This is a genomic window from Paeniglutamicibacter sp. ORCA_105, from assembly GCF_045798545.1.
In the GTDB taxonomy this organism is placed as follows: Bacteria; Actinomycetota; Actinomycetes; order Actinomycetales; family Micrococcaceae; genus Paeniglutamicibacter; species Paeniglutamicibacter sulfureus.
Window position 1 is genome coordinate 1 of the sequence record NZ_JBIXLM010000079.1, and the last position, 4,174, is coordinate 4,174.

The window sequence follows — 4,174 nt, forward strand, 5'->3', positions numbered from 1 at the left end:
CCCCCCCACCCCCCCCCCCCCCCCCCCCCCCCCCCCCCCCCCCCGCCCCCCCCCCCCCCCCGCCCCCCCCCCCCCCCCCCCCCCCCCCCCCCCCCCCCCCCCCCCCCCGCGCCTGCTTTTAACCCCTCTTTTAAGCCCACGGCGATGGCCGCCCCGCGCACCATGCGCCGACAGCGAACAGCTGCCCCTGCGCCGCCAAAGTCGCTGGCCAAGGCAGTAATGTTCAAGGAAGTAAAGAGCCAGTGGCCCGACGGACAGAACATCGGGGCACGGCATCACGGAGAGGTATCAGAACATGTCCAGTGACTCCCGCACTCCCACGATGGCTTCGGTAGATCCGGCCGCACGTGAGGACTACATCTACAATCGACTCCTCAAGGAGCGGATCATCTGGCTCGGCTCGGAAGTCCGAGACGACAACGCCAATGCGATCTGCTCGCAGTTGCTCCTGCTCTCCGCGGAAGACCCGGAGAAGGACATCTACCTGTACATCAACTCCCCGGGTGGTTCCATCACCGCGGGCATGGCGATCTACGACACCATGCAGTACATCCCCAACGATGTCGTCACCGTGGCCACCGGCCTGGCAGCTTCCATGGGCCAGTTCCTGCTGTCCTCGGGCACCCCGGGCAAGCGCTACGCCACCCCGAATGCCCGCATCCTGATGCACCAGCCTTCCGGCGGCATCGGCGGCACCGCCTCGGACATCCGCATCCAGGCCGAGCTGATCCTTCACATGAAGAAGATCATGAGCGAGCTGACCGCTGCGCAGACCGGCCAGACCGTGGACACCATCCTGAAGGACAACGAGCGCGACAAGTGGTTCACCGCCACGGACGGCCTCGAATACGGCTTCTTTGACCACATCGCCCAGTCCTCCGGCATCGTCTCCGGTGGCGGCGGGGTCGCGAAGTAACGCGACGGAACCCGGCAGACCTAACTGATTTCCCAGGAGATACGATGAATTTCACCCCGAATGCCACCTCCGGCGAAATGCCGTCGGCACGCTACATCCTCCCGCAGTTCGAGGAGCGGACCCCCTACGGGTTCAAGCGCCAGGACCCGTACGCGAAGCTGTTCGAAGACCGCATCATTTTCCTTGGTGCCCAGGTCGACGACGCCTCCGCCGACGACGTCATGGCCCAGCTGCTCGTCCTGGAGTCCATGGACCCCGAGCGCGACATCACCCTGTACATCAACTCGCCCGGCGGCTCGTTCACGGCAATGACGGCGATCTATGACACGATGCAGTTCGTGCGCCCCGAGGTGCAGACCGTGTGCCTGGGCCAGGCAGCCAGCGCCGCGGCGGTGCTGCTTGCCGGCGGCACCCCGGGCAAGCGACTGGCGCTTCCCAACGCACGTGTGCTGATCCACCAGCCCGCCATGGGCGGCGGCGAACGCGGCACCGCGTCGGACCTGCAGATCCAGGCAGAAGAAGTCATGCGCATGCGCGCCTGGCTCGAGACGACCTTGGCCGGGCACAGCAACAAGACCGCGGAAGAGGTCGGCAACGACATCGAACGCGACCTGTACATGACCGCGGCCGAGGCCAAGGTTTACGGATTGATCGACGAGGTCCTGACCCCGCGCAAGATCAAGTCCCAGGGCAGCATCGCCCACTAAGGCGGGACACGGCGAACGGGTGGCTGTTGCGGGGCGCGAAATAAGCGCACCACGGTCCGCCCGTTCGCCCATTCTGTCGGCACTCTGTCATAGAGTTAAGGCAGTTCAGCATTTCCGGTTCTCTCGGGCCGGTCTTACCGGTACCAGATAAGGGGACCAATTCGATGGCACGCATGGGTGAAGGGTCTGATCTGCTCAAGTGTTCCTTCTGTGGCAAGAGCCAGAAGCAGGTTCGCAAGCTGATCGCCGGCCATGGCGTCTACATCTGCACCGAGTGCATTGAACTCTGCAACGAGATCATCGAGGAAGAGCTCGCCGAGGTCGAAGAGGGCGTCGACTTCGAATTGCCCAAGCCGAAGGAAATCTTCGACTCCCTGCAGGAATACGTCATCGGCCAGGAGGGCGCCAAGCGCTCGTTGGCGGTGGCCGTATACAACCACTACAAGCGCATCCAGGGCGGCGCTGCAGCCAAGTCCGTTGCGGCGCTTTCGGACTCCAACTCCCTCGACGAGGTCGAGGTGGCCAAGTCCAACATCCTCCTGATCGGGCCCACCGGCTGCGGCAAGACCTACCTGGCCCAGACGCTGGCCCGCCGCCTAAACGTCCCCTTCGCCGTCGCCGATGCCACCTCGCTCACCGAGGCCGGATACGTGGGCGAGGACGTCGAAAACATCCTGCTCAAGCTCATCCAGGCAGCGGACTACGACGTCAAGAAGGCCGAACAGGGCATCATCTACATCGACGAGATCGACAAGATCTCCCGCAAGAGCGAAAATCCCTCAATCACCCGGGACGTCTCGGGCGAAGGGGTCCAGCAGGCACTGCTGAAGATCCTCGAGGGCACCGTTGCGGCGGTTCCGCCGCAGGGCGGCCGCAAGCACCCGCACCAGGAATTCATCCAACTGGACACCACCAACGTGCTGTTCATCGTTGCGGGCGCCTTCGCCGGTCTCGAGGAGATCATCTCCTCGCGCGCAGGACGCAAGGGGATCGGCTTCGGCGCACCGCTGTCGGCGTTGAAGTCCGAGGCCGCGTCATATGCCGACGTCCGCCCGGAAGACTTGTTGAAGTTCGGCCTCATCCCGGAATTCATCGGCCGGCTGCCGGTGATCAGCACCGTGGAAAAGCTGGACCGCGAGTCCCTCATCAAGATCCTGTCGGAACCCAAGAACGCGCTGATCAAGCAATACCAAAAGATGTTCCGCATGGACGGCGTTGAACTGACCTTTGAGCTGGGCGCCCTGGAGGCCATCGCAGACCTCGCCCTTGCCCGGGACACCGGTGCCCGCGGACTGCGCGCAATCCTGGAGGAAACCCTCAGCGCCACCATGTTCGAAATGCCGAGCCGCGACGATGTCGTCGAGGTCGTCATCACCAGCGACGTGGTGCTCAACGGGGCGGATCCGTCACTGATTTCCGCGCAGGTCGCCGACAAACGCGGCAAAAAGTCCGCTTAGCACTTGACTTGTTCACCCCGGGCTCCGCGCCAACGCGATGTCCCGGGCCCTGAACCCTTGCCATTGATTTAAAGGAGATGCACGTTGTCCGAGAAGACTCACGTTGATTTTTGGTTTGACCCGGCCTGCCCCTTTGCCTGGGCGACGTCCCGCTGGGTCCTCGAGGTCGAAAAGGTGCGTGACATCGAGGTTGCTTGGCATGTGATGTCGCTTTCGGTGCTCAACGACGGTCGCGAGGGCCTGAGCGAGGACTACCGCGATTTCGTGGCCAAGGGCTGGGGCCCGGTCCGCGTGCTCATCGCCGCCGCCCAGAAGCACGGCGACGCGGTGCTCGGCGATCTCTACACCGCCATGGGCGAGATGCTGCACCACGAAAAGGTTGAGGACTACAGCGAGGTCATTTCCCGCGCACTGGCCAAGGCCGGGCTGGAACCGGAATTGGCCGATGCGGCAACCGGGACCGAGTTTGACGAGGCGCTGAAGGCGAGCCACGAAGACGGGATCTCCCGGGTCGGCCAGGACGTCGGCACGCCCGTCATGGCCCTGAACGGTACCGCATTCTTCGGTCCGGTCATTACGCGGGTTCCCTCCGGCGAGGAGGCAGGCAAGATCTTCGATGCCGCCGTCGGCTTGGCGTCGTACCCCTACTTCTTCGAAATCAAGCGCAGCCGCACCGAGAGCCCGCAGTTCGACGTCGAAGCCAACTGACCGGAAAATCCTGTCAATGGTCCCAAGGGCCAATGTTTTCAGCAAGGGGCCGGAGCAAACCTCAAAGTTTGCCCCGGCCCCTTGCCGGTCTCTGGGGCAGGGCGTATAAAAGTAATACGCATCACTACCGGAATGATGCCGAACAAAAACCGAATTCGCGGTGACGAGCTATTGGAATCTCTTCTAGCTCGGCTGCAGCAGCGAAGCAGCAAGACCCACGCAATGAGGATTTTGTCCGGTTCTCTAAATCAACGCTGTACGAGAACCAACACCGAGTCGAAGCCCCTCCGACATTAGTTTGTCAGCCGAAGGGGCTTCCCCTCTGTCTGCCGCCAGGTGCGATGTCGGAGGAGGGGACGGTCCCGGTTGAAAGGACGAGGGCGCGG

General features: G+C 63.4%; 4 protein-coding genes. All 4 read left to right on the plus strand.

The window, feature by feature from the left end:
• Positions 1 to 322: 322 nt before the first annotated feature.
• The 4 genes from ACIPUB_RS20000 to ACIPUB_RS20015 all read left to right on the plus strand — a co-directional run bounded on the left by ACIPUB_RS20000 (position 323) and on the right by ACIPUB_RS20015 (position 3,788).
• Positions 323 to 916 (plus strand): ATP-dependent Clp protease proteolytic subunit, encoded by a 594-nt coding sequence (locus tag ACIPUB_RS20000; RefSeq protein WP_407608989.1) that lies wholly within the window; start codon positions 323 to 325, stop codon positions 914 to 916.
• Positions 917 to 960: 44 nt separating this feature from the next.
• Complete coding sequence (locus ACIPUB_RS20005; RefSeq protein WP_264269092.1) at positions 961 to 1,623, plus strand: ATP-dependent Clp protease proteolytic subunit; 663 nt, start codon at positions 961 to 963, stop codon at positions 1,621 to 1,623.
• Positions 1,624 to 1,787: 164 nt separating this feature from the next.
• Complete coding sequence (gene clpX, locus ACIPUB_RS20010) at positions 1,788 to 3,080, plus strand: ATP-dependent Clp protease ATP-binding subunit ClpX (RefSeq protein WP_302266310.1); 1,293 nt, start codon at positions 1,788 to 1,790, stop codon at positions 3,078 to 3,080.
• Positions 3,081 to 3,164: 84 nt separating this feature from the next.
• The gene (locus ACIPUB_RS20015) at positions 3,165 to 3,788 is read left to right on the plus strand and encodes a disulfide bond formation protein DsbA (RefSeq protein WP_407608988.1); all 624 of its coding nucleotides are present in this window, start codon (positions 3,165 to 3,167) and stop codon (positions 3,786 to 3,788) included.
• Positions 3,789 to 4,174: the final 386 nt, after the last annotated feature.